The organism is Halomonas terrestris, assembly GCF_049166755.1.
GTDB lineage: Bacteria > Pseudomonadota > Gammaproteobacteria > Pseudomonadales > Halomonadaceae > Halomonas.
Genome location: NZ_JBMHFZ010000003.1, coordinates 278,915 through 298,883, shown reverse-complemented (window position 1 = coordinate 298,883; position 19,969 = coordinate 278,915). Strand labels below are relative to the sequence as shown.

At 67.2% G+C, this 19,969-nt stretch carries 18 protein-coding genes; 10 read left to right on the top strand and 8 right to left on the bottom strand.

All coding sequences use genetic code 11. The annotated features are described in order from the left end of the window. The first annotated feature begins 367 nt into the window (after positions 1 to 367). The 6 genes from ACOMD9_RS05480 (at position 368) to ACOMD9_RS05455 (ending at position 6,317) form a co-directional block, all read left to right on the top strand. Positions 368 to 1,114 carry an aspartate/glutamate racemase family protein gene (locus ACOMD9_RS05480; RefSeq protein ID WP_421412647.1) on the top strand — a complete coding sequence of 249 codons (747 nt, stop codon included), beginning with the start codon at positions 368 to 370 and terminating at the stop codon, positions 1,112 to 1,114. 115 nt (positions 1,115 to 1,229) lie between these two features. Further along, positions 1,230 to 2,606 carry an NCS1 family transporter gene (locus tag ACOMD9_RS05475; protein ID WP_421412645.1) on the top strand — a complete coding sequence of 459 codons (1,377 nt, stop codon included), beginning with the start codon at positions 1,230 to 1,232 and terminating at the stop codon, positions 2,604 to 2,606. 199 nt (positions 2,607 to 2,805) lie between these two features. Next, positions 2,806 to 3,555 carry a FadR/GntR family transcriptional regulator gene (locus tag ACOMD9_RS05470; RefSeq protein WP_421412643.1) on the top strand — a complete coding sequence of 250 codons (750 nt, stop codon included), beginning with the start codon at positions 2,806 to 2,808 and terminating at the stop codon, positions 3,553 to 3,555. Then, complete coding sequence (dgoD, locus tag ACOMD9_RS05465) at positions 3,552 to 4,700, top strand: galactonate dehydratase (protein WP_421412641.1); 1,149 nt, start codon at positions 3,552 to 3,554, stop codon at positions 4,698 to 4,700. Before ACOMD9_RS05470 ends, dgoD begins: the two co-directional genes overlap by 4 nt. A 10-nt stretch (positions 4,701 to 4,710) precedes the next feature. Beyond that, positions 4,711 to 5,712 carry a 2-dehydro-3-deoxygalactonokinase gene (locus ACOMD9_RS05460; protein ID WP_421412637.1) on the top strand — a complete coding sequence of 334 codons (1,002 nt, stop codon included), beginning with the start codon at positions 4,711 to 4,713 and terminating at the stop codon, positions 5,710 to 5,712. Beyond that, entirely contained in the window at positions 5,709 to 6,317 is a 609-nt protein-coding gene (locus ACOMD9_RS05455) for a 2-dehydro-3-deoxy-6-phosphogalactonate aldolase (protein WP_421412635.1), read from the top strand. The genes ACOMD9_RS05460 and ACOMD9_RS05455 overlap by 4 nt, the downstream gene beginning before the upstream one ends. Before the next feature lie 9 nt (positions 6,318 to 6,326). On the opposite strand, the gene ACOMD9_RS05450 is transcribed toward ACOMD9_RS05455, so the two are convergent. The 3 genes from ACOMD9_RS05450 to uraH all read right to left on the bottom strand — a co-directional run bounded on the left by ACOMD9_RS05450 (position 6,327) and on the right by uraH (position 8,760). After that, complete coding sequence (locus ACOMD9_RS05450) at positions 6,327 to 7,061, bottom strand: GntR family transcriptional regulator (protein ID WP_421412633.1); 735 nt, start codon at positions 7,059 to 7,061, stop codon at positions 6,327 to 6,329. A gap of 79 nt (positions 7,062 to 7,140) precedes the next feature. Then, positions 7,141 to 8,349, bottom strand: coding sequence for a urate hydroxylase PuuD (locus tag ACOMD9_RS05445; protein ID WP_421412631.1), 1,209 nt, complete (start codon positions 8,347 to 8,349; stop codon positions 7,141 to 7,143). Positions 8,350 to 8,406: 57 nt separating this feature from the next. Then, entirely contained in the window at positions 8,407 to 8,760 is a 354-nt protein-coding gene (uraH, locus tag ACOMD9_RS05440; protein ID WP_421412629.1) for a hydroxyisourate hydrolase, read from the bottom strand. Between the two features lie 136 nt (positions 8,761 to 8,896). On the opposite strand from uraH, the gene uraD reads away from it, so the two are divergent. From uraD to ACOMD9_RS05425, 3 genes are all read left to right on the top strand, one after another. Beyond that, positions 8,897 to 9,424, top strand: a complete 528-nt coding sequence (gene uraD / locus ACOMD9_RS05435) for a 2-oxo-4-hydroxy-4-carboxy-5-ureidoimidazoline decarboxylase (protein ID WP_421412627.1) — start codon at positions 8,897 to 8,899, stop codon at positions 9,422 to 9,424. A 263-nt stretch (positions 9,425 to 9,687) separates the two neighbouring features. Continuing rightward, a complete protein-coding gene (locus tag ACOMD9_RS05430; RefSeq protein ID WP_421412625.1) occupies positions 9,688 to 11,079 on the top strand; it encodes a uracil-xanthine permease family protein in 1,392 nt (463 codons plus the stop codon). A gap of 118 nt (positions 11,080 to 11,197) precedes the next feature. Next, entirely contained in the window at positions 11,198 to 11,821 is a 624-nt protein-coding gene (locus ACOMD9_RS05425; protein WP_421412622.1) for a phosphoribosyltransferase, read from the top strand. An 86-nt stretch (positions 11,822 to 11,907) separates the two neighbouring features. On the opposite strand, the gene ACOMD9_RS05420 is transcribed toward ACOMD9_RS05425, so the two are convergent. Further along, entirely contained in the window at positions 11,908 to 12,258 is a 351-nt protein-coding gene (locus ACOMD9_RS05420; RefSeq protein ID WP_421412620.1) for a phasin family protein, read from the bottom strand. A 180-nt stretch (positions 12,259 to 12,438) separates the two neighbouring features. Continuing rightward, complete coding sequence (locus ACOMD9_RS05415) at positions 12,439 to 13,146, bottom strand: glutathione S-transferase family protein (protein WP_421412618.1); 708 nt, start codon at positions 13,144 to 13,146, stop codon at positions 12,439 to 12,441. Between the two features lie 370 nt (positions 13,147 to 13,516). Between ACOMD9_RS05415 and ACOMD9_RS05410 the strand changes: the two genes are divergently transcribed. After that, a complete protein-coding gene (locus tag ACOMD9_RS05410; protein ID WP_421412616.1) occupies positions 13,517 to 15,217 on the top strand; it encodes an L-lactate permease in 1,701 nt (566 codons plus the stop codon). A gap of 64 nt (positions 15,218 to 15,281) precedes the next feature. Here ACOMD9_RS05410 and ACOMD9_RS05405 read toward each other — a convergent pair whose 3' ends face one another. The 3 genes from ACOMD9_RS05405 to ACOMD9_RS05395 form a co-directional block, all read right to left on the bottom strand. Then, positions 15,282 to 15,806, bottom strand: a complete 525-nt coding sequence (locus ACOMD9_RS05405) for a gamma carbonic anhydrase family protein (RefSeq protein WP_421412614.1) — start codon at positions 15,804 to 15,806, stop codon at positions 15,282 to 15,284. Between the two features lie 33 nt (positions 15,807 to 15,839). After that, positions 15,840 to 16,853, bottom strand: a complete 1,014-nt coding sequence (gene ltaE / locus ACOMD9_RS05400; RefSeq protein ID WP_421412612.1) for a low-specificity L-threonine aldolase — start codon at positions 16,851 to 16,853, stop codon at positions 15,840 to 15,842. An 84-nt stretch (positions 16,854 to 16,937) separates the two neighbouring features. Next, entirely contained in the window at positions 16,938 to 19,949 is a 3,012-nt protein-coding gene (locus ACOMD9_RS05395) for an FAD-binding and (Fe-S)-binding domain-containing protein (protein ID WP_421412610.1), read from the bottom strand. Between the last annotated feature and the right edge of the window lie 20 nt (positions 19,950 to 19,969).

Below are 19,969 nucleotides of genomic sequence, written 5' to 3'. Positions count from 1 at the left end.
GGCTTCCTGGTTGTTATCGGTTGTCTCGACGGCCCGGGGCGCCGAACGCCAGCGAACTCGCTTTATGTATACAAAGACAAGATAGAGTGTGTCCACTTCAACTTCAAGCTCTGCAATGACATCAAAACTGTATACATTTAATTCACGAAAATGCCGACATCGTCGCTCAGCAAGCCCACCATCGACCAAGGTCTACCGTCACCGGTCTCCACCGAACCCACCCCAACCATAACTCAATATTTTGATATTTAACCAATATTGTCGCATGGGACGACGTGATGGTTGACGGCTTGCAGCTTGAACAAAAGGCATCTATTTTGTGTACAAAGACATAATTCGATGTCCACAAGATCGAGAGCCCAACGCCATGCACATCCGCATCATCAACCCCAACACCACCGCCGGCATGACGGAGACGATCGGCAACGCCGCCAGCCGCATCGCCGCGCCGGGCACCCATGTCTCGGCGACCCAGCCCGACGCCGGCCCGGTCTCCATCGAGAGCCACTTCGACGAGGCGATCAGCGCCGTGGGCGTGCTGGAAGAGGTGCTGGCAGGCGAGAAGGCGGAGGTCGACGCCTATGTGCTTGCCTGTTTCGGCGACCCGGGCCTGCTGGCCGCAAGGGAGCTGACCCGGGCACCGGTGATCGGCATCGCCGAGGCCGCCTTCCACATGGCGACGCTGGTCAGCACCCGCTTCTCCATCGTCACCACCCTGGGGCGGACCGGCATCATCGCCGAGCACCTGCTCGAGCAGTACGGCTTCCGTCACCACTGCCGCCGGGTTCGCGCTGCAGAGATCCCGGTGCTGGACCTGGAGGAGGACGGCGACGCGGCCCTGGTGCGCATCATCGACGAATGCCGGCGCGCCCGCGACGAGGACGGCATCGGCGCCATCGTGCTCGGCTGCGGCGGCATGGCCGACTTGACCGACTCCATCAGCCGCGAGGTCGGCCTGCCGGTCATCGAGGGGGTCACCGCCGCCGTCAAGCTCGCCGAGGCGCTGGTGGGACTGGGGCTGGGCACCAGCAAGCACGGCGACCTGGCCTTCCCGCGCCCCAAGGCCTTCACCGGACGCTTCGAGGGCTTCTCCCACCTGACCCCGACCCGCTGACCGATCGCCGCTGGACACGACAACAAGAGCACTCCCCGGAGCACGCCAGATCGCAAGACACCCGGCTACAGCCGGCAAACCCCAAGACCAACAAGCCACTTGCGAGGACCTCGACATGACCACCCCCACCTCACAGGCCGCGGCTACCCAGGCCGGCACGGCACCCCCTGACGTCACCACGGGCCACAAGGCACCCGGCCAGGAGTCGCTGGCCCCGCAGCAGACGCGGATCATGGGCCGCCCTTCCTATTTCCTGGCCTGGTTCGGCGGCTGCGTCTCCATCGGCACCTTCGCCATGGGCTCCAGCGTGGTCGGCACGCTGAACCTGATCCAGGCCACCCTGGCCATCGCCATCGGCTGCTTCGTCATCGGCATCGCCCTGGCCATCAACGGGGCCGCCGGCTACAAGTACGGCATCCCCTTCATGGTCCAGGCGCGCAGCGCCTTCGGCTTCGCCGGCACGCGCATCCCCGGGCTGGTGCGTGCCGTGCCTGCCGTGGTGTGGTACGGCTTCCAGAGCTGGATCGGCGCCGGCGCGTTGAACATGGTCTCGGCGACCCTGTTCGGCTTCGACAACCTGATCTTCTACTTCATCGCCTTCCAGTTCCTGCAGATCGGCCTGTCGGTGATGGGCTTCCAGGGCATCAAGTGGCTGGAGAACATCGGCAGCGCCTTCATCCTGGCCTCGCTGATGTACATGTTCTATGCCACGGTGCAGCGCTACGGCGACGAGCTCTCTGCCAGCCTGCTGACCATGGAAGGCTCCTGGGGCATGCCGTTCTGGGGTGCCACCATGCTGTTCCTGGGCATCTACAGCACCATGATGCTCAACGTCAGCGACTACTCCCGCGAACACAAGCACGGCACCGGCCCGGGGCTGCTCACCACCATCTACGCCATGTCGATCCTGCCCTGCACGCTGTTCATGGGCCTGATCGGCTACATGGTCTCCGAGGCCACCGGCACCGCCGACCCGATCCAGGTGTTCGCCAACGCCGTGGACAACACCCCGCTGCTGATGACCACCCTGCTGTTCATCGCCTTCGCCCAGGTGACCACCAACGTGCTCAACAACGTGGTGCCGCCGACCTATGTGCTGATGGACGTGTTCAAGCTGAAGTTTCCGGTGGCCACCGTCATCGTCGGCCTGCTGGCCTTCGCCACCTTCCCCTGGAAGCTGGTCCAGCCCGAGTCCGCCGCCGGCCTGCAGCTCTTCGTGCAGACCTACTCGGCCTTCCTCGGCCCGATCTTCGCCATCCTGGTGGTCGACTACTACGTGATCCGCCGCCGCACCCTGGACGTCGGCAAGCTCTACGACGAGGCCGGGCCCTACCGGGGCGTCAACTACGCCGCGCTGATCGCCACCACCGTGGGCATCATCGCCGCCCTGACGTTCTCCGCGGTCTCCTGGTACGCCAGCCTGATCCCGGCGGGCCTCACCTATTACCTGCTGATGAAGCACTGGGTCCCCTGCCAGCGCTTCTGCCAGTAAGTCCCGCACCGACGGCACCTGAAACGTTCCCGCCGCTCTCATCGCCCCGGGCCATGACCCGGGGCGCGTCCTTTCCCGCACTCGCCACGGCCCGCCGGCCCCTCTCTTCTGCCATCGCACGGGGACGCCGCCCATCGCGACTCTTGCAAAATGTCTGACATTAACTACCATAAGATCAGATATTTCGCCGGAGCCCGCGATGCTCGACGACCTTGTCCTTCCTGCCGACGGCGGCGCCCCGGCCCTGGCGGCGCTACTGGCCCGCGCCGTCCTCTCGGGACGACTGCCGGCCGGGAGCGACTTCCCGCGGGAGAAGGACCTCTGCGAACGCTTCTCCGTGAGCCGCAACCGGGTGCGCAACGCCCTGGCCAGCCTGGCCGCCACCGGGCTGGTCGAGCGCACCGCGGGGCGCGGCAGCCGGGTGCGCGAGGTCACCGACTGGCACCTGCTCGACCCCCTGATGAGCGACTGGCTGGCCGGGCTGGAACATCCGGACCCGCGACTGATACGCGAGATCTATGCCTTCCGCCTCTCCGCGGAGCCTCAGGTGGCCGAGCTGGCCGCCCTGGCGGCGGACGGCCGGGACCTGGCGCGCCTCGAGGCCGCCTTCGCGGGCATGCGCGACACCGCGGGCACCGGCATGCACCAGCAGCACGCCGAGCATGACGTGGCCTTCCACGATGGCGTCTACCAGGCCACCCACAACCTGGTATGGCGCCAGATGGGCCACCTGCTGCGTCCCTCCATCATCGCGCTGATCCAGCACTCCCAGCACCGGGCCGACTCCCTGGAGGACAGCCTCGAGCGCCACCGCCGGGTGATGGAGGCGATCCGCCTGCGCCAGCCGGAGAGCGCCCGCCGCGCGGCCCGGGCGGTGCTCGAACGCACGGCGATAGACCTGGGGCTGATGCCCGCCCCCACTTCCCACACCCAAGGACACCCCGCATGAAGATCACCCGACTCAGGACCTGGCAGGTACCGCCACGCTGGCTGTTCCTCAAGATCGAGACCGACGAGGGCTGCTACGGCTGGGGGGAGCCGGTCATCGAGGGCCGTGCCGCCACCGTCGAGGCGGCCGTGCACGAGCTGGCCGACTACCTGGTCGGCCAGGACCCGCACCGCATCGAGCACCTGTGGAACATGCTGTATCGTGCCGGCTTCTATCGCGGCGGACCGATCCTGATGAGTGCCATCGCCGGCATCGACCAGGCGCTGTGGGACCTCAAGGGGCGCGACCTCGGCGTGCCGGTCCACCAGCTGCTCGGCGGTGCGGTGCGCGACCGGATGCGCATGTACGCCTGGACCGGCGGGGACCGCCCCGATGACGTGGGCGCCGGCGCCAGGGCGCTGGTGGAGCAGGGCTTCACCGCCTTCAAGATGAACGGCACCGCCGAGATGCAGATCGTCGACAGCCACCACAAGATCGACGAGGCCGTCGCCCGGGTGGCCGAGGCCCGCCAGGCAGTGGGCCCCAGGGTGGGTATCGGCATCGATTTCCACGGCCGGGTGCATCGCCCCATGGCCAAGGCGCTGCTGCGCGAGCTGGAGCCCTTCCACCCGATGTTCGTCGAGGAACCGGTGGCGCCCGAGCACCTGCCCTGCCTCAAGCAGATCGCCGGGGGGCTGGGCTACCCGCTGGCCACCGGCGAGCGACTGCACACCCGCTTCGAGTTCCGCGACCTCCTGGCCGACGGCATGATCGACATCGTCCAGCCGGACCTCTCCCACTGCGGCGGCATCAGCGAGGGCCTCAAGATCGCCGCCCTGGCCTCGGCCCATGACGTGGCACTGGCCCCCCATTGTCCGCTGGGACCGCTGACGCTGGCCACCTCGCTGCAGCTGGATGCCGTCTGCCACAACGCCTTCATCCAGGAGCAGAGCATGGGCATTCACTACAACCGCGACAACGACGTGCTCGACTACCTGGTCGACAAGTCGGTGCTGGCCATCGACGACGGCTTCTGCGCCATTCCTTCCGGCCCCGGGCTCGGTGTGGAGATCGACGAGGCCTTCGTCGAGGAGCGCGCCCGGGTCGGCCACCGCTGGCGCAACCCGGTGTGGACCCACGAGGACGGCTCCATTGCCGAATGGTAGGGGAGACGACATGACGGTTACCCGCGACTCCATTCCAACCGAATCGCCCGCCTGGATCGCCGTGGATTGGGGATCGAGCCACCTGCGCGCCTGGGCCATGGCCGAGGATGGCCGGGTGCTGGCACGGGGGAGATCGGCATGCGGCATGCTGTCCCTGACTCCGGCCCGGTACGAGACGGCCCTGCTCGAGGTCGTCGATCGCTGGCTGCCACCGAGGGGCAGTATCGAGGTGCTGGTCTGCGGCATGGCCGGTGCACGCCAGGGCTGGCGGGAAGCAGCCTACCTCGGGGTGCCCACCTCGCTGGAGGCACTCTACACCGGTGCCGTGTCCCCCGGCGTGAGCGACCCCCGGCTACGCGTGCACCTGCTGCCCGGGCTCTGCCAGCATCGCGACGCAGGCGCGGGAGACTTCGACGTGATGCGCGGCGAGGAGACCCAGCTCGCCGGCCTGGTCGCCATGGCACCCGGCTTCACCGGGCCGGCCTGCCTTCCCGGCACGCATGCCAAGTGGGCCCGGCTCGAGCAAGGCGTGCTTGCCAGCTTCCACACCTTCCTCACCGGCGAGCTCTACCAGCTGCTCGCCGAGCGCTCGGTGCTGGCCCACTCCCTGGGCAGTGATGACCCGCTTGACCCGGGCTGCCGGGACGCCTTCGCCGCGGCGGTACGCGAGTCGGCCGCTGCCCCCGAACGCTTCACTTCCCGACTGTTCGGCATTCGCGCCAGCGACCTGCTCGATGACACCCTGCCTGTCGGCCGGTCCCGTGGCGCGCTCCTGTCGGCTCGGCTGTCGGGTCTGGTGATCGGCATGGAACTGGCCGGCACCCGGCACGCCAGGCGCCCCGACGAGGCCGTCACCCTGATCGGGACGGGTTCGCTGTGCCGTCGCTACGCCCTGGCACTTGAGGCACTGGGCATCCACAGCCGGATCGTCGATGGCGAGGCCGCCACCCTGGCGGGCCTCGACCGGGCCCGGCGCCATCTCACCCCCTCCTCACAGGAGTCCCCCGAATGAACCTGCCCCTGATCGGCATCCTGCGTGGCATCACCCCGGATGAAGTGGTCGGCGTCGGTGAGGCCCTGCTCGCCGCCGGCATCACGCGGATCGAGGTCCCCCTCAACTCCCCCGAGCCCCTGGAGAGCATTCGTCGACTGGCGGACGCCCTGGATGGTCGGGCGCTGGTCGGCGCCGGCACGGTGCTGACCCCCGGTCAGGTGCGAGAGGTCCACGCCGCCGGTGGACGCCTGATCGTCTCGCCCAACTGCCGCCCCAGGGTCATCGAGGAGACGCGCCGGCTGGAGATGGTTTCGATGCCCGGCATCGTCACCCCGTCCGAAGCCTTCGATGCCCTGGAGGCAGGGGCGAGCAGGCTCAAGCTGTTCCCGGCGGTGCAGGTGGGGATCGAGGGCATGAAGGCGATGCGGGCCGTGCTGCCACCCGGCACCGAGCTGTATGCCGTGGGCGGTATCGGCGCCGAGGACTTCGCCGACTGGCACGCCGCCGGGGTGGATGGAGCCGGGCTCGGCAGTGCGCTCTACCGGCCCGGTGACAGTGCCGACCGGGTCAGCGCCCAGGCACTCGCCCTGGTGAGCGCCTGGCGGGCGGCCGCCGCTTCGTGACTGGTGCCGTCAGGCGCCGAAGATGCTGTGCAGGTCGGGCGCCTCCTCCTCCTCCTCGACGATCGACAGCGAGGCCTCGATCGCCTTGAGATGGCGGCTCATGAAGGCCTGGGCGCGCTCGCCGTTGCCGGCCTCCAGGAAGCCGATCAGGTCGTCGTGGTCGTGGGATTCGCAGCCCAGGTGACCGGCGCTGCCATAGACGGCAAGGATCAGCGACGAGCGCGAGCACAGCCGCCCGACGAACTCGGCCAGGGTGGCATTTCCCGAGAGCCGGGCCAGCCGCTCGTGGAAGGCGGCGGAGAGCTTGATCGCCGTGCTCTGTTCGCCGGCCTTCAACGCCTCGCGCTCGCGTCGCGCCATGTCCCGCAACTCACGCACGTCGGCCGCGGTGATACGCCGGGCGACCTCCGGCATCAGGCCGCACTCGATCATCTGGCGGGCATCGAAGACATCCTTGGCCTCGTCGGCCGTGGGGCGGGTGACGCTGGCGCCACGCCTCGGCGTCAGGGTGACCAGCTGCTCCAGGGCCAGGCGCTGGAGGATCTTGCGAATGCCGGTACGGCTGACGCCGAACACCTCCGACAGGGCATCCTCGCGCAACCGGGCCCCCGGCTTGAGCCGATGCTCGATGATGGCATCACAGATCGAACGGTAGATGGCATCGTGGCGTTCGGCACCGTCGCCGTTCTTGCCCAGGCGCGTTGCGGAAGGCTTTTGCTCGGCCACGGTCTGGCGCTGGTTCATGAAGCTCTCTCCTTCAATCCCTGACTGCCATCATTGTATACGCCAAGCGACCCGAACGACGAATGTCCCGAAGGCAGGTTCAGTCGCCCCAGGCCGCAATGGCCTCTCGTTCCTCGTCGGTCATCCCGGTCATGTTGCCCAGGGGCATGTAGCCGCTGGCGACGACCTGCTGGATCTGGGCACGCTGCCCGACGATCTCTTCGGTCGTGTCGTAGGCCACGCCGGCCGGTGGCGCATTGAAGCCTGCCTGGCTGGGATTGCGGGCATGACAGGCAGCGCAGCGGGTCTCGATGATCGGCTGGATCTCCTCCAGGGAGACCGCGGCGCTGTCCTGGGCGGCGCCGCCACCACCGGTGGCGGCGCCGGGCATGGCCACCCAGAAGGCGACAGCGATCAGTGCGGTACCGGCCACCGGATAGGCAGGCTGGATCTTGCCCGAGTGCATCAGCACGAAGAACTGACGGATCAGGGCGCCGGCGAAGATGAACAGCGACATGATCACCCAGGCCTGCTCGTGGGAATAAGCGAAGGAGTAGTGGTTGCTGATCATCAACAGGACCACCGGCAGGGTGAAATAGGTGTTGTGTACCGAACGCTGCTTGCCCCGCTTGCCATCGAGGGGATCGGGAGCCTCTCCGGCCTTCATGGCGGCCACCATGCGCCGCTGGCCGGGAATGATCCAGAAGAAGACATTGGCCGACATCGCGGTGGCCATCACCGCACCGGTGAGCAGGAAGGCCGCCCGACCGGAGAACATCTGGGTGCTGAGATAGGCCACCACCACCATCAGCACGGCGACCGCCAGGCTCAGCACGCCGTCACGCTCCATGTTGGGACTGATGCGCTTGCACAGCTCGTTGTAGACGACCCAGCCCCCCAGCAGGAACAGCAGGGCCAGGACGTTGGCCTGCCAGCCGGTCATGTTCGCCGCCCACTCCCAGCTGCTGCCGGGGTTGACCAGGTAGAAGCTCGGGTTGGCCATGTAGAGCAGCACGAAGAGTGCGAAGCCCGACAGCCAGGTGGTGTAGGACTTCCAGAACGACCAGTGCAGGTCCTCGGGCAGCTTGGCGGGGGCCGTGGCGTACTTCTGGTTGTGGTAGAAGCCGCCGCCGTGCACCGCCCACATCTCGCCGAACACCCCCTTGTCGCGGTCCTCGGCGGCCTTGGGTGTGCGCAGGCCGTTGTCCAGCATCACGAAGTAGATCGACTCGCCGATCCAGGCGATGGCGGCGATGACGTGCAGCCATCGCAGCATGAAGTTGGCAAAGTCCAGGATGTACGCTTGCATAAACCGGCTCTCGTCTTGTGCGGTTGTTGTCTGTCGTGGTCAGGGGAGCCCGGGGTCTCAGCTGCCGCGGTAGGTGGAGTAGCCGTAGGGCGACAGCAGCAGTGGCACGTGGTAGTGCTGGGCGGCATCGGACACCCCGAAACGCAGCGGGATCACGTCCAGGAAGCGCGGTTCCGGCGACTCGGTGCCCTGGGCGCGCAGGTAGTCGCCGGCGTGGAACACCAGCTCGTACTCGCCGGCGTGGAAGTCGTCCCCCTCGAGGATCGGGGCATCACAGCGGCCATCGTCGTTGGTGACGACATCCTTGAGCCGTGTGCGGGTTTCCCCCTCCACGCGCAGGACCTCGATGCGGATTCCCTGCCCGGGGCGGCCCCGGGCAGTATCCAGAACATGGGTGGTCAGGCGTCCCATATGTCACTCTCCTCTATGATGGCGTGCCATGATGAACAGTTCTAGCTTCAAATAGAGTACATTTCAAAATATTTTTTGTATACAGTAAGTGGTGTAGCCATCCAATGAACCGAGACATGCCCCAGGAGGCCCACCCATGAGCGACAAGATCCTGACACCCCGCCCCAGCCGGCTCGGCCTGGACGACTTCATCAGCCGCTTCGGCGACATCTACGAGCACTCGCCCTGGGTCGCCGAACTGGCCTGGCGGCAGGGCCTGGCCGAGGCTCATGACACCCCGGCGGGCCTGGCCGAGGCGATGGGCCGGGTACTGCGAGACGCGACTCCCGAGCGGCAGCTGGAGGTGATCCGTGCCCACCCTGACCTGGCCGGCAAGGCGGCCATCGCCGGCGAGCTGACCGATGACTCGACCCGCGAACAGGCCGGCGCCGGCCTCGATCAGTGCACCCCCGAGGAGATGGTACGCTTCGAGCGCCTGAACCGGGCCTACAAGGCCCGCTTCGGTTTCCCCTTCGTGATGGCCGTGAAGGGCAATGACCGCCATGCCATCCTGGCGGCCTTCGAGTCACGCCTCGAGAACGATCAGGATGAGGAGCGCCGTACGGCCATCGAGCAGATCAACCGCATCGCCCGCTTCCGCCTCGACGCCCGGGTCGAGGCTTGATCGACGCCAGCGCCGGCACCGTCGGCGCTGGCGGCCCCCCCCCCCCTTCCTTGGGCGATATTCGGCACGGACAAGGCCCTGCCATATTGACCAATCGGTCAGCCTGCTATTGGCAACATGCTGTTTTTAAACAGATATTATTAACAAATACAAAAAATGCCTTGTGCTGTCTTTTAAACGAAACTGTATTGTGTACATTCTTGAGAGGCAGTGGTATTCACACTGCATATCATCGTTTACAACAACAAGCCCGAGAGCCCGACATGACAGACGCTGAACAGCCGACCGCTCAGACGAAGCCGTCACGGACCATCAACCGCGACCCGGATGCCATGCCACCGCTGGGCAAGGCGATACCGCTGGGTCTTCAACACATCATGGCGATGTTCGCCGGCAACGTGACACCGCCGATCATCATCGCTGGCGTCATCGGCGCCGCCACCGGCGAGCAGATCTTCCTGATCCAGGTGGCGCTCTTCGTGGCCGGGGTCTCGACCCTGATCCAGACCATCGGCATGGGGCCGGTCGGCGCGCGCCTGCCCATCGTCCAGGGCACCAGCTTCGGTTTCCTCCCGGTAGCCCTGCCCCTGGCCAGCGCCTTCGGCCTCGCGGCGGTGCTGGGTGCCTCCCTGATCGCCGGCATGCTGCAGGTGGTGCTGGGAGCCTTCCTCAAGAAGATCCGCCACTGGTTCTCGCCGGTGGTCACCGGCATCGTGGTGCTGCTGATCGGCATCACCCTGATGCCGGTGGGGCTCAACTATGCCGCCGGCGGCGTGGACGCCGATGACTTCGCCTCCCCCACCAACCTGGGCCTGGCGCTCTTCGTGCTGGTGGTGACCATCGTCGTGCACCAGTTCGGCCGCGGCTTCCTCAAGGCCGCCTCCGTGCTGGTGGGCCTGGCCAGCGGTTACCTGATGGCCATCGCCCTGGGCATGGTGGACTTCTCCAGCGTCACCGACGCCGCCTGGTTCGCCATTCCCCAGCCGCTGCAGTACGGCCTGGAATTCCACCTCACCGCCATCATCGGCATGACGCTGATCATGTTCGTGGTGGGGCTGGAGACCATCGGCAACATCTCCGCCATCACCATCGGCGGTGCCGGCCGCCAGGCCAAGGACAGCGAGCTCTCCGGCGGGGTGATGGCCGACGGCGTGGCCACCTCCTTCGCCGCGATCTTCAACACCCTGCCCAATACCGCCTATGCCCAGAACGTCGGCCTGATCACCCTGACCGGCGTGGTCAGTCGCCATGTCGTGACCATCGGCGGCATCCTGCTGATCTGCATGGGCCTGTTTCCCAAACTGGGCGGCCTGGTCGCCGCCATGCCCCATGCCGTGCTGGGCGGCGCCGGGGTGGTGATGTTCGGCATGATCGCCTCGGCGGGGTTGAAGATCATCCAGGAGTGCGAACTCGACCAGCGCGCCATGCTGATCATCGCCGTGGCCATGAGCCTGGGGATCGGCCTGCCGGCGGTGGAGGCGATCGCCGAGACCATGCCCGGCCAGCTCGGCCTGCTGCTCAAGTCCGGCCTGGTGCCGGCGGCCCTGGCCGCCCTGCTGCTGGACGCCGTGCTGCCCGGCAAGCCCAGCCGGAAGGAGCCCGAGACCGAGGAGGCCGTCGCGGCCAAGGCCGAGCAGGTCAAGTCCAACCTCTGAGGGTGGCATGCCCTTGCCGCCAGGCGCGCCGCCGGTGGCGTCGGCGTTCGGCAGCACGAGCCACCGGCGCACCGGCTGCCTACACTTGGGGCAGAGCAATCCAGCCAGGAGACTCGCCATGTTCCGTGACCGACTCGATGCCGCCCGACAACTGGCCAGGCGTCTCGACCACCTCAGGGGCCAGAATCCACTCGTGCTGGCGATCCCCCGGGGTGGTGTGCCGATGGGACGAGTGATCGCCGATGCCCTGGAAGGGGAACTGGATGTCGTGCTGGTGCGCAAGATCGGCGCCCCCGGCAATCCGGAGTTCGCCATTGGCGCGGTCAGCGAGGACGGCAGCGTGCACCTGGAGGAGGAGGCCCACTACTGCCGTGACGATATCCTGGCCCGGGAGGTGGAACGCCAGCGCGAGCTGATCGACGAGCGACGCCGTCGCTACACCCCGGTGCGCTCGCCCATCGACCCGGCCGGGCGTATCGTGGTGGTGCTCGACGACGGCAGCGCCACCGGCGCCACCATGGCGGCGGCACTGGCCACCCTCCGCCAGCGCGAGCCCCAGCGACTGGTCGCCGCCATCGGTGTGGCCCCCCCCGATACCGTGGCCAGACTCGAGACCCTGGCCGACGAGGTCGTCTGCCTGGAAGCCCCCCCGCACTTCCGGGCCGTCGGGCAGTTCTTCGCCGAATTCGGCCAGGTGGAGGATGACGAGGTCGTCGCCCTGCTCGGTGGCAGCCATCAGTGACGGGGCTCCTGGCCCCATGCGAAGACGGGCCGCCTCCCCGAAGGAAGGCGGCCCGTCTCATCCGGCCGCGTGGACGGCCGATGGTGTCACCGGCTGGTGGCCGACTTCACGCTCTCCTCGACCAGCTTCTGGCCCTTCTGCACGTACTCCTGGCTCAGGGCCGCGACCTTCTCGGCGTCGCCCTTGAAGCGCTCGCCCATCTGCTGGGCGGCCTTCTGCTGGCCTTCCATGACCTGCTTGAGGCTCTCGGGATCCTTGGCATCCAGCCAGCTGCGGGTCTGGGCCAGGCCCATGTCCGCGAAGGCCCGGGCCGAATCGAACTGGGCTGACAGCAGCTTCTCGCTGTACTCAAGCGCCAGCGAGCCATAGGCACGCGCCGGCTCGATGAACACGCTCTGGAACTGCTCGGTGGCTTTCTCGGTGGTTGCTTTGCTCATGGGACACCTCCATTCGGGTGGCGAGTCAAGGCAGGGCGCCTTGTATTGCATTGCAACATAACAGGCGTTTTTGTGCGATGCAACATGGCTGTCGCCCCATTTTCCTCATCCCGACGGACGACACCCGGCCGGGGCCGGGTGTCGTCGACGATTCGCCATGGAGCGGGGCTCGGCGCCCCGTCAGCGGTAGGCCCCCTCGACATCGGTGACACGCATGGCACGGCGGCCAAGCCCGCCATGCTGGTCGAGCATGCGCTCGACCCATCCATGGACCGGATCGGCATTCGAGACCAGGTCGGCGCTGGACACGCAGCGCGCCCACATGAAGCTGCCGAAGACGATGTAGTCGGCGGCGGCCGGTGCCTCACCGTCCAGGTAGTCGGCCTCCGCGAGGCGACCACGCAACGGCTCCAGGGCAGCATCGAGCAGGGACAGCCCCCTGGCAGGAGAGTGGAACTCCTCGAGGCTGCGCCCGAAACGCTTCTCGCGGGTCTCGCGGAAGTAGTCGCGGTCACCGGGATGAATGGCATTGAGCAGGTCCATGATGATGGTACGCATCATCGCCGGTGCCACGGAGCGCTCGGCGTAGTGCTTGAAGAAGCGTCCCCGGGCCTCGGCAGCTCCCTCTCCCAGCAGCGGGGCCTCCGGGTAGGCGCGATCCAGGTAGCGCAGGATCTCGTAGCTGTCGGTCACCACCTCGTCGCCATCGACCAGTACCGGCACCTTGTCGTGCCCGGCAAAGGCCAGGGCCTCCTTGTCGGTGAAACGCCAGGGGCGCGTCTCCACATCCAGTCCCTTGTGGGCCAGGGCATACCTGACCCGCCAGCAATAGGGCGAGAACCGCAGGCCCTCGTCGATACCGCACAGCTCGTAGAGTACCCGTGTCATGCCGACTCCTCGCTTCCGATGATGTCCATGGTCCGATAGTGCCAGGCTTTTCCGAACCCCGCCAACCGCTGGCCCCACCCGTGTCTCCATGCGACACGAACTTGTCCATTAGTCTAAGCCCAGAACACCTTCCCTCTTGGGCATCACCCGCGTCATCACCTTTAATCCACTGTCTTTCATGAATATTCCGGCATCATGGCAGGCCATGACAGCCCCTCGATTATTGGTAATACCAATTTTCCAGATATGGCCATCACGGGGATGTTGAGCGTATCTTGCGTCCGTCTGCCGCCCCCCTCACGGCAGGCATGCTCACCCTCACGTTCGCTCTAGAGCCCGACAGGACAACAAGCCAGAGGAAACCAGCCTCATGACTGACACTACTCTTGCACTACTCGCCTTCGTGCCCCTGGTACTGGCCGGTGTGCTGCTGATCGGCCTGCGCATGGCAGCAAGGACCGCCATGCCGGTCGTCTTCGTGGTCACCGCCCTCATCGCGCTCTTCGCCTGGGAGATGACCTTCAACCGGGTCCTGGCCTCGACCTTCCAGGGCCTGATCCTCACCGTGTCGATCCTGTGGATCATCTTCGGTGCCATCCTGTTGCTCAACACCCTGAAGCACTCCGGCGGCATTACCGCGATCCGCAACGGCTTCTCGGGCATCAGCCCGGACCGCCGCGTCCAGGCCATCATCGTCGCCTGGCTGTTCGGCTGTTTCATCGAGGGTGCCTCGGGGTTCGGCACTCCGGCCGCCGTGGCCGCTCCGCTGATGGTCGCCCTGGGCTTCCCGGCGCTGGCCGCCGTGGTCGTGGGCATGATGATCCAGTCCACGCCGGTCTCCTTCGGTGCCGTGGGCACACCGATCGTGGTGGGCGTCACCGGCGGCATCAACCGTGACGGCATCACCGAGGCACTGGAAGCCGGAGGCTACACCTGGATGGAGTACTTCCGCCTGATCGCCGGTGAAGTGGCCATCATCCACGGCATCGTCGGCGTCCTGATGCCGCTGATCATGGTGGTGATCATGGTCAGGTTCTTCGGCGCCAACAGATCCTGGAAGGAAGGGCTCTCCATCGCCCCCTTCGCGATCTTCGCCGGCGTCTGTTTCGTGGTGCCCTACATGCTCGCCGGCGTCCTGCTCGGGCCGGAATTCCCGTCGATGATCGGTGCCATGGTCGGCCTGGCCATCGTCGTGCCAGCGGCCCGCAAGGGGTTCCTGATTCCCAAGGACACCTGGGACTTCCCGGAGAGCAAGTCCTGGCCGGACGCGTGGATCGGCAAGCTGGAAATCAAGCTGGACGACATCGCCGGCAAGGCCCCGATCTCGACCCTGATGGGCTGGGTACCCTACGTGCTGCTGGCCGTGATCCTGGTGGCCTCGCGCACCATCGAGCCGTTCAAGAATGCGCTCACCTCGCTCTCCTTCGGCTGGAGCAACATCCTTGGCGAGGCCGGCGTCTCCGGCAGCATCGCGCCGCTCTACCTGCCCGGTGGGATCCTGCTGATGGTGGTGCTGATCACCGCCGTGCTGCACCGCATGCGCGCCGGCGAACTCCAGGCCGCCTTCAGCGAATCCTCGAGGACCATCTTCGGCGCCGGCTTCGTGCTGATCTTCACCATTCCCATGGTGCGGATCCTGATCAACTCCGGCGTCAACGCCGCCGACCTGGTCTCCATGCCGGTGGCCATGGCGCAGTTCGTCGCCGACGGCGTGGGCGGTGTCTACCCGTTCTTCGCCCCGGCCGTGGGTGCCCTGGGCGCCTTCATCGCCGGCTCCAACACCGTGTCCAACCTGATGCTGGCCGAGTTCCAGTTCAACGTGGCACAGCAGCTGGGCCTCTCCACCGCCTTCATGGTGGCGCTGCAGGCCGTGGGGGCGGCGGCCGGCAACATGATCGCCATCCACAACGTGGTCGCGGCTTCCGCCACCGTGGGCCTGCTCGGCCGCGAGGGCATCACGATCCGCAAGACCATCCTGCCGACGCTCTACTACCTGATCTTCGCCGGCACCATTGCGCTGATCGCCTTCTATGTCCTGGGCGTGAGCGATCCCCTGATGCGCGTCGGCTGAGGTCCGCCGGCATCACCGGAAAGCCCCCGCGTCCGGGGGCTTTTTCATTGCCGCTGCAGCGGCTTCATCCGATGCGCTTGAGCTCCCGCGCATGGCGAGCGCCCCGCTCGACATAACCCCGGGCATTGCGTTTCAGGCCCTCGATCGCCTCGGCAGAAAGCTCGCGCACCACCCTGGCGGGTGCACCGACGATCAGCGATTTGTCGGGGAAGCTGGCCCCCTCCTTGACGACCGCGCCCGCACCGACCAGGCAGTTACGCCCGATGACGGCACCGTTGAGCACCACGGCCTGGATGCCGATCAGGCTGCCGTCGCCGATCGTGCAACCATGGAGCATGGCCTGATGGCCGACGGTCACGCCGCGGCCGACCTTGAGGGGGAAGCCCGGGTCGGCATGCAGCACCGCGCCGTCCTGGATGTTGCTCTCCTCGCCGACCTCGAGATGGTCGGTGTCACCGCGCAGTACCGCCTGGTACCAGACACTGGCACTGCGCTTCAGGGTCACCTGGCCGATCACGTCGGCCGTCTCGGCGACGTAGACGTCCTCGTGAACTTCCGGCACCAGGTCACCATACTGGTAGATCGCCATGTCGCTCTCCTCCGTCGCTTGTCCCGTCCCGATCTAGGCAGTGCAGCGTGCGAAATAGGCCCGGCAGGCTGCCACCACGTGGCGAACATCCTCCTCGGAGACGTCGAGGTGGGTCACCAGCCGCGTCACCGGCGAAGCGGCGAGCAGCACGCCCTGCGCCTCGAGGAACTCCCCCAGCGCCCTGCAGTGCGCCTCGGGCAACGCCACGAATACCATGTTGGTGTCGCAGCCCCGCACCGCGATCTCCTCGATCTCGCCCAGGCCCTCGGCCAGCAGTGCGGCATGGCGGTGGTCATCGGCCAGGCGCTCGACGTGGTGCTCCAGGGCATGGTGGCAAGCCGCCGCCAGGATGCCCACCTGGCGCATGCCGCCACCCAGGGTCTTGCGCCAGCGCCGGGCCCGGGCGATGAAGGCCTCGTCCCCCAGCAGCAGCGAGCCCACCGGCGCCCCCAGCCCCTTGGAGAAGCACAGCGACACCGAATCGAACCCGGAGCAGAGGGCAGCGAGCGAACGCCCCGTGGCGACCGAGGCGTTGAACAGCCGCGCCCCGTCCAGGTGGGTCGCGAGCCCATGCCCCCTGGCCAGGGAGGTGGCACGCCCCAGGTAATCCTCGGAGATCACCTTGCCGCCGAAGGTGTTCTCCAGCGCCAGCAGGCGTGTCCGTGCATGATGGATATCCGCTCCCTTGATGGCGGCCTCCACCTTGTCGAGGGCCAGGCTGCCATCCGCGTCATGCTCGATGGGCTGTGGCTGGATGCCCCCCAGGGCGGCGGCTCCCCCGCCCTCGTCCCGATAGATATGAGCCCGCTGCCCGGCGATGTACTCGTCACCACGCCCGCAGTGCACCATCAGGGCCGCCAGGTTGCTCTGGGTCCCGGAGGGAAGGAACAGGGCCGCAGGCTTGCCGGCCATCTCGGCCACCGCCGCCTCGAATGCTGCCACGGTGGGATCATCGCCCCAGACATCATCACCCACCGGCGCCCCCGCCATGGCCTCGCGCATGGCCGGCGTGGGTCGTGTGACGGTGTCGCTTCGCAGATCGATCATCGCGTGTCTCTCTTGTGCCTGTCGTGACGAGGGGGCGAGATATCGCCCCCTCTCCTGCCCGTCATGTTGCCCCCTGGTGCCGGGTCAGGCCAGGGCCTGCTCGAGGAGCCGGGCCAGGTGCACGGCCTCCCGGCCGCTGCCGTCATGGATCTGATGGCGACAGCTGGTACCGTCCGCGACCAGCACGACATCATCGCCGGCCTTGCGGATGGCCGGCAGCAGCGACAGCTCGGCCATCTCCAGCGAGGCAGCGTAATGCTCCTTCTCGTAGCCGAAGCTGCCGGCCATGCCGCAGCAGGAGGACTCGATGGTCTCGACCTCGAGACCGGGGATCCATGACAGCACCTGCTCGATCGGACGCACGGCGTCGAAGGCCTTCTGGTGGCAATGGCCGTGAAGCATGGCCCGCCGGTAGCCCGGCTCCTTGAGCTTGAGGGGCAGTTCGCCTGCGTCACGGGCCTTGACCAGGAACTCCTCGAACAGGTGGGCCGACTCGCCGAGTGCCTGCGCCTCGTCGCCGAAGCCGTACTGCAGGAACTCGTCGCGCATGGTCAGCAGGCACGACGGTTCGAGGCCCACGATGGCCACGCCACGACGCACATGGGGCATCAGGTGATCCAGCGTGCGCCGGGCTTCGGCCCTGGCCTTGTCGAACTGTCCGGATGACAGGTAGGTCCGCCCGCAGCAGAGCGGCCGCTCGCCCCGCATCACGTTGAGGTGAACCCGATAACCGGCCGCCTCGAGGACCCGCTTGGCGGCCCTGGCGTTGTCGCCTTCCATGTAGTTGTTGAAGGTGTCGACGAACAGCAGCACCTCGCGGGACGCCAGCGCCAGGCTGTCGTGGGACTCGCCCAGGAAGTTGCCCTCGAAGGCCGGCAGCGAGCGCTGCGCGGCGAGCCCCAGGGCCCGCTTGACGCCGTTCGCGATGAACGGCACCCGCTCGGCCGCACCCAGCAGCCCCGACAGCCTGCTGGCCAAGGGGGCATAGCGCGGCATCTCGCCGACCATGCGATCGCGCAGGGAGAGTCCCTTGGCGCGCACGCGTGCGGCGCGTGCCTCGATCTTGAACTTGGCCATGTCGACGCCGGTCGGGCAGTCGCGCCTGCAGCCCTTGCAGGAGACACAGAGGTCGAGCGCCTCCTTGACGTCGTCGCCGGCCAGCCCCTCCTCCCCGAGCTGGCCGGAGAGCACCAGGCGCAGGGTATTGGCACGGCCACGGGTCAGGTGCTGCTCGTCCCGGGTGATGCGATAGCTCGGGCACATGGTGCCGGCATCGAACTTGCGGCAGTGGCCGTTGTTGTTGCACATCTCCACCGCCATGGCGAGGCCATGGGTGGCATCGCCGCCGGAACCGGGCGCGCTCTGCTCGCCGGTCAGGGGGTCGCGCGTGACGTCCCAAGGCAACCAGTCGAACACCGGGGTCAGCGGAATCGTCCGGTAGGCGGAGGGAAAGCGGAAGTAGCGCTCGTCGTCCATCTTCGGGGTGTCGACGATCTTGCCCGGATTAAGGAGGTTGTCGGGATCGAAGAGCTGCTTCACCTCCTTGAAGGCGGCGTTGACGGTATCGCCGAACTGCCAGGCGACCCACTCGCCGCGACACAGGCCGTCGCCGTGCTCACCGGAGTAGGCCCCCTTGTACTCGCGCACCAGGGCCGAGGCGTGTTCGGCGATCTCGCGCATCTTCTCGGCGCCATCGCGGCGCATGTCGAGAATCGGGCGCACGTGCAGGGTGCCGACACTGGCGTGGGCGTACCAGGTGCCCTCGGTGCCGTAACGGTGGAACACCTCGGTCAGCTTGTCGGTGTACTCGGCCAGGTGCTCGAGGGGCACCGCGCAGTCCTCGATGAAGGAGACCGGCTTGCCGTCCCCCTTCATGCTCATCATGATGTTGAGCCCCGCCTTGCGCACGTTCCACAGGGCCTTCTGCTCGGCCGGCTCCGGCATGTCGACCACGCTCTCCGGCAGGCCCAGGTCGGCCATCAGCTCGTTGAGCCGGCGCAGGGAGGCGAGCTGCGACTCGCGGTCGTGGCCGGCGAACTCCACCAGCAGGATCGCCTCGGGCCTTCCGATCAACGCCTTCTCGATCACCGGACGGAACGCCGGGTTCTCGAGCGACAGCTCGATCATCGTGCGGTCGACCAGCTCCACCGCGGTGGGGTCGAGGGTGACGATGTGCTGGGCGAGATCCATCGCCTGGTAGAAGGTGGGGAAGTTCACCACCCCCAGCACCTTGTGCTCGGGCAGCGGCGAGAGCCGCAGCGTGATGCGCCGGCTCACCCCCAGGGTGCCCTCGGAGCCCACCAGCAGGTGCGCCAGGTTGGCGCGACCATCCGGGTCATAGGACTTGGGGTTCTGGCAGTTGAAGATATCCAGGTTGTAGCCGCCGACCCGACGCAGGACCTTGGGGAAGTGCTGGCGGATCTCGGGATCGACGCGCTCGGCGATGGCCTTCACCTGCTCGGCGATCCGCCGCACCTTGCCCCTCTCGGGCAGCTCGTCGACGAAGCCGAAGCTCGCCTCGCTGCCATCGGCCAGCAGGGCATCCACCCCGAGCACGTTATGGACCATGTTGCCGTAGCGGATCGAACGCGACCCGCAGGAGTTGTTGCCGGTCATGCCGCCGATGGTGCACTGGGCACTGGTGGAGACATCCACCGGGTACCACAGGCCATGGGGCTTGAGCCAGGCATTGAGGTGATCGAGCACGATCCCGGGCTCGACCACCACGGTACGCGCCTCGGCATCGAACTCGATCACCCGGTCGAGCCAGCGCGTGGTGTCGATGACCAGTGCCTCGCCCACCGTCTGGCCGCACTGGCTGGTACCGGCGCCTCGTGCCAGCACCGGCACCCTGGCGTCGCGGGCGATGTCCAGGGCCAGCGCGAGGTCCTCCTGGTGACGCGGGATCACGACCCCGACCGGCGTCACCTGGTAGATCGAGGCGTCAGTCGAGTAGCGGCCCCGCGAGGCGTCGTCGAACAGCACCTCGCCCTGCAACTCGCGGGACAGCCGGGTGGCCAGTTCGGTCACCGGCTTGATCCTGGCATCGGGGGACCGGGCCCTGCCGGCCCGGGCGTTGTCCTTAAGGGACGTCATGCGTGCTTCCTCCGCCATGC

What these genes read in the sequence shown, in the direction of transcription:
- ACOMD9_RS05480 (WP_421412647.1), top strand. Translation starts at nt 368, where the DNA reads ATGCACATCCGCATCATCAACCCCAACACCACCGCCGGCATGACGGAG.
- ACOMD9_RS05475 (WP_421412645.1), top strand. Translation starts at nt 1,230, where the DNA reads ATGACCACCCCCACCTCACAGGCCGCGGCTACCCAGGCCGGCACGGCA.
- ACOMD9_RS05470 (WP_421412643.1), top strand. Translation starts at nt 2,806, where the DNA reads ATGCTCGACGACCTTGTCCTTCCTGCCGACGGCGGCGCCCCGGCCCTG.
- dgoD (WP_421412641.1), top strand. Translation starts at nt 3,552, where the DNA reads ATGAAGATCACCCGACTCAGGACCTGGCAGGTACCGCCACGCTGGCTG.
- ACOMD9_RS05460 (WP_421412637.1), top strand. Translation starts at nt 4,711, where the DNA reads ATGACGGTTACCCGCGACTCCATTCCAACCGAATCGCCCGCCTGGATC.
- ACOMD9_RS05455 (WP_421412635.1), top strand. Translation starts at nt 5,709, where the DNA reads ATGAACCTGCCCCTGATCGGCATCCTGCGTGGCATCACCCCGGATGAA.
- ACOMD9_RS05450 (WP_421412633.1), bottom strand. Translation starts at nt 7,061, where the DNA reads ATGAACCAGCGCCAGACCGTGGCCGAGCAAAAGCCTTCCGCAACGCGC.
- ACOMD9_RS05445 (WP_421412631.1), bottom strand. Translation starts at nt 8,349, where the DNA reads ATGCAAGCGTACATCCTGGACTTTGCCAACTTCATGCTGCGATGGCTG.
- uraH (WP_421412629.1), bottom strand. Translation starts at nt 8,760, where the DNA reads ATGGGACGCCTGACCACCCATGTTCTGGATACTGCCCGGGGCCGCCCC.
- uraD (WP_421412627.1), top strand. Translation starts at nt 8,897, where the DNA reads ATGAGCGACAAGATCCTGACACCCCGCCCCAGCCGGCTCGGCCTGGAC.
- ACOMD9_RS05430 (WP_421412625.1), top strand. Translation starts at nt 9,688, where the DNA reads ATGACAGACGCTGAACAGCCGACCGCTCAGACGAAGCCGTCACGGACC.
- ACOMD9_RS05425 (WP_421412622.1), top strand. Translation starts at nt 11,198, where the DNA reads ATGTTCCGTGACCGACTCGATGCCGCCCGACAACTGGCCAGGCGTCTC.
- ACOMD9_RS05420 (WP_421412620.1), bottom strand. Translation starts at nt 12,258, where the DNA reads ATGAGCAAAGCAACCACCGAGAAAGCCACCGAGCAGTTCCAGAGCGTG.
- ACOMD9_RS05415 (WP_421412618.1), bottom strand. Translation starts at nt 13,146, where the DNA reads ATGACACGGGTACTCTACGAGCTGTGCGGTATCGACGAGGGCCTGCGG.
- ACOMD9_RS05410 (WP_421412616.1), top strand. Translation starts at nt 13,517, where the DNA reads ATGACTGACACTACTCTTGCACTACTCGCCTTCGTGCCCCTGGTACTG.
- ACOMD9_RS05405 (WP_421412614.1), bottom strand. Translation starts at nt 15,806, where the DNA reads ATGGCGATCTACCAGTATGGTGACCTGGTGCCGGAAGTTCACGAGGAC.
- ltaE (WP_421412612.1), bottom strand. Translation starts at nt 16,853, where the DNA reads ATGATCGATCTGCGAAGCGACACCGTCACACGACCCACGCCGGCCATG.
- ACOMD9_RS05395 (WP_421412610.1), bottom strand. Translation starts at nt 19,949, where the DNA reads ATGACGTCCCTTAAGGACAACGCCCGGGCCGGCAGGGCCCGGTCCCCC.